General features: G+C 73.4%; 4 protein-coding genes and 1 pseudogene. 1 reads left to right on the top strand and 4 read right to left on the bottom strand.

The annotated features are described in order from the left end of the window. The 4 genes from H5J30_RS24400 to lepB form a co-directional block, all read right to left on the bottom strand. Window positions 1-1,259 (bottom strand): YifB family Mg chelatase-like AAA ATPase (locus H5J30_RS24400; protein ID WP_181789512.1); only part of this gene is annotated, 1,259 nt, incomplete at its 3' end. Continuing rightward, window positions 1,259-1,624 carry a YraN family protein gene (locus tag H5J30_RS24395; RefSeq protein WP_181789511.1) on the bottom strand — a complete coding sequence of 122 codons (366 nt, stop codon included), beginning with the start codon at window positions 1,622-1,624 and terminating at the stop codon, window positions 1,259-1,261. The genes H5J30_RS24400 and H5J30_RS24395, both read right to left, overlap by 1 nt. Window positions 1,625-1,741: 117 nt before the next feature. Continuing rightward, window positions 1,742-2,059 carry a DUF2469 domain-containing protein gene (locus tag H5J30_RS24390; protein ID WP_018839619.1) on the bottom strand — a complete coding sequence of 106 codons (318 nt, stop codon included), beginning with the start codon at window positions 2,057-2,059 and terminating at the stop codon, window positions 1,742-1,744. Next, window positions 2,056-2,811 (bottom strand): signal peptidase I, encoded by a 756-nt coding sequence (gene lepB / locus H5J30_RS24385; protein ID WP_220189313.1) that lies wholly within the window; start codon window positions 2,809-2,811, stop codon window positions 2,056-2,058. Before lepB ends, H5J30_RS24390 begins: the two co-directional genes overlap by 4 nt. A gap of 44 nt (window positions 2,812-2,855) precedes the next feature. On the opposite strand from lepB, the pseudogene H5J30_RS36040 reads away from it, so the two are divergent. Then, window positions 2,856-3,041: pseudogene (locus tag H5J30_RS36040) on the top strand (hypothetical protein); the annotation flags it as partial.

Here is a 3,041-nt window from a genome sequence, read left to right as displayed (position 1 = left end):
AGCTCGGCGCGGCTGACGGCGTCCACGGCGACGCGGAGGTCGACGCGGTCGAGGAGCGGCCCGGTGAGCCGGCCCTGGTAGCGCCGGATGGCCATGGGGGCGCATTCGCAGCCGCCTTCCTGGCGGGCGAAGCGGCCGCAGGGGCACGGGTTGGCGGCGAGGACCATGAGGAAGCGGGCGGGGAACTGCACGACGCCCGCCGATCTGGCCACGACGACGTGTCCGGATTCCAGCGGCTGTCTGAGGGCGTCGAGGATCCGCCCGCTGAATTCTGGTGCTTCGTCCAGAAAAAGCACCCCTCGGTGTGCCAGGGAGACGGCTCCCGGCTTGGGCAGGGCGTTGCCGCCGCCGATGAGGGCGGGCAGGGTCGCGGAGTGGTGCGGGGCGGCGTAGGGGGCGTCGCCGACGAGGGGCTGGCCCGCGGGGAGGGTGCCGGCCACGGAGTGGATGGCGGTCACTTCGAGCGCTTCGGTCTCGGTCAGGGGCGGCAGCAGCCCGGGCAGCCGTTCGGCGAGCATCGTCTTTCCTGCTCCCGGTGGTCCTTTCAGATAGAGGTGGTGGCCGCCCGCGGCGGCGACTTCGAGGGCGAAGCGGGCCCGGTGCTGTCCGGCCACGTCGGCGAGATCCGGCCGGTACGCGCCGGGGCCGGCGGCCGCCCGGGTGCACCAGCCGGTTCCGGGGACGGCGAGGCGGGCCGACGGGACGGCCGGTGCGGTGTCGGGGTCCGCGGGTTCGTCGGGGGGTGGTTCGTCGTTGAGGATGGCGATGAGCTGGCGCAGGCTGCGGACGCCGAGGACGGAGACGTCGGGCACGAGGGCGGCCTCGCCCGCGGCGGCTTCGGGGACGACGACCTGGCGGCAGCCGGCGTCCGCGGCGGCGAGCACGGCGGGCAGCACGCCGGGTACGGGCCGGACGCGGCCGTCGAGGCTCAGCTCGCCGACCATGACGAGCCCGGTGAGCGCGTCGGGCGCGATGCGGCCTGCGGCGCCGAGGACGCCGCAGGCGATGCCGAGGTCGAAGCCGCTGCCCGACTTGGGTACGGCGGCGGGGCTGAGGCCGACGGTGAGCTTCTTCTGCGGCCAGTCGACGCCGGAGTTGACGACGGCGGCGCGCACGCGGTCGCGGCTTTCCGTCAGGCTCTTGTCGGGCAGCCCGACCAGCGTGAACGTGGCGACGCCGGGCTCCAGGTCCGCCTGGATCTCGACGACGACGCCCTCCACGCCGACGAGGGCGACCGAGCACGTACGGGCGAAGGCCATCAGGCGGCCCCCCGTACGTGCTCGACGACGGGGGCGCCGCGCTCGGGCAGCACCACGCCGACGACGTCGATCCGCACGCCGCCCGGCGGGGCGCCGCCGTGCCGCAGGACCCAGGCTTCGGCGAGCCGCCGCAGCCGGTCGGCCTTGGCCGGCGGGACGCCGGCCATCGGATGCTCCCAGCCGCCTGCCCGCCTGGTCTTGACCTCGCAGACGACGAGGGCTTCGCCGTCGAGCGCGACGATGTCGATCTCGCCGTCCGCGCCGCATCTCCAGTTCCGCGCGAGGACGGTCATGCCCGCCTCGGCGAGCCGCCGCTCCGCGATCCGTTCCCCGTACTGTCCGAGCGCCTGCCGCTGCTTCGGCATCCGGCACCACCTCCGCGTCCGACTGTGGCGTGCCGCGGAGAAAGTTGTTGATCTTGGTGGATAACCGACGGGTTGTGGACAACTCCCTCACCCATGAGGGTGAGGGAGGCGGGGAACTCAGCCGAGGTCGTCGGAGGGCAGCTCCAGGTCGGACTTGCTCAGCTCCTCAATGTTCACATCCTTGAACGTGAGGACCCGTACCTGCTTGACGAAGCGGGCCGGCCGGTACATGTCCCAGACCCAGGCATCCGCCATGGACACCTCGAAGAACACCTCACCCTGGACCGAGTGGACCTGCATCTCGTAGTCGTTGGTGAGGTAGAAACGCCGCTCGGTCTCGATCACGTATTTGAACAGACCGACGACGTCGCGGTACTCCCGGTAGAGCTTCAGCTCCATCTCGGTCTCGTACTTTTCGAGGTCCTCGGCGCTCATGGCACGTTCCCCTTCCGCCTGTGCGTGACCCCATTGTGCGTCGCCCGGGCGCGACGGGCCCGGGCATAGCCGGAAACCGGCCCGTAAGCAGCGCCGCCCAGGATCAGCGCCGCCCCGCAGACGACCGCGAGCAGCTGCATCCGCAGCGGCCCGGGTCCGGAGAGCCCGCCGGGGAGCGCCGCGAAGCCGTCCGGGCGCTCCAGCATGCCCGCGCTGCCGAGCGGCCACGCCGTCGCGTCGACCCGGCCCTCGACGGCGTCGCGGGGTATGGCTCCGCCGCCCGATTCGGCCAGGTGGTTGCGGGAGTCGACGGAGTCGCCGCGGTGGTCGCCGAGGAGGAAGATCATCCCCTCCGGCACGGTGGTCGCGGGAAAGCCCTCCTGGGCCGCCCGCTCACCCTCCGTGACGTACGGCTCCGCCACCGGCGTGCCGTCGATCGTCAGCCGCCCCTGCCCGTCGCAGCAGCGGACGGTGTCCCCGCCGACCGCGACGACCCGCTTGACCGTCGGCAGGTCGCCCCACGCCGCGTCCTCGAAGACCACGACGTCGCCGCGGCGCACCTCGTCACCCGAGATCCGCTCGGCCAGCACCCGGTCGCCGGAGGCGACGGTGGGTGCCATGGAGGACGTCGGCACGGTGTACGGCACGTACGCCACGGCTCCCCAGGCGAAGCCGCCGAGGAACAGCACGCACCCGACCGCCACGGCCAGGCCCGACAGCACGTTCCCCTTGCGACCGGCTCCGCTGCTCATGGCCGCACACTACCCAGAGGCCCGGCAGGCAGTCAGCCCGCTCGGTGAACCACCGTGACCGCCGACGCCCGCTCCCGCCGCAGAACCGCCCCGGGCCCGCGGAACCGCAGATCAGGAAGGTCGCGTACGCCGCGGAGGCCGCCGGCGCCCGACGATCACGTCACCCGGACGGCCCCCTGGGCTCCAGCACCCCCGGCGCGACCCCGCCCGCGCCTGCCCCGGCCGGGGCA

The organism is Streptomyces phytophilus (assembly GCF_013870535.1).
Classification (GTDB): Bacteria; Actinomycetota; Actinomycetes; order Streptomycetales; family Streptomycetaceae; genus Streptomyces; species Streptomyces phytophilus.
The sequence above is the reverse complement of the archived record's forward strand: the minus strand, read 5'-3'. Positions and strand labels throughout refer to the sequence as shown.

Coding starts and splice junctions, on each gene's coding strand:
- H5J30_RS24390 (WP_018839619.1), bottom strand. CDS start 2,059: ATGAGCGCCGAGGACCTCGAAAAGTACGAGACCGAGATGGAGCTGAAG.
- H5J30_RS24395 (WP_181789511.1), bottom strand. CDS start 1,624: ATGCCGAAGCAGCGGCAGGCGCTCGGACAGTACGGGGAACGGATCGCG.
- lepB (WP_220189313.1), bottom strand. CDS start 2,811: ATGAGCAGCGGAGCCGGTCGCAAGGGGAACGTGCTGTCGGGCCTGGCC.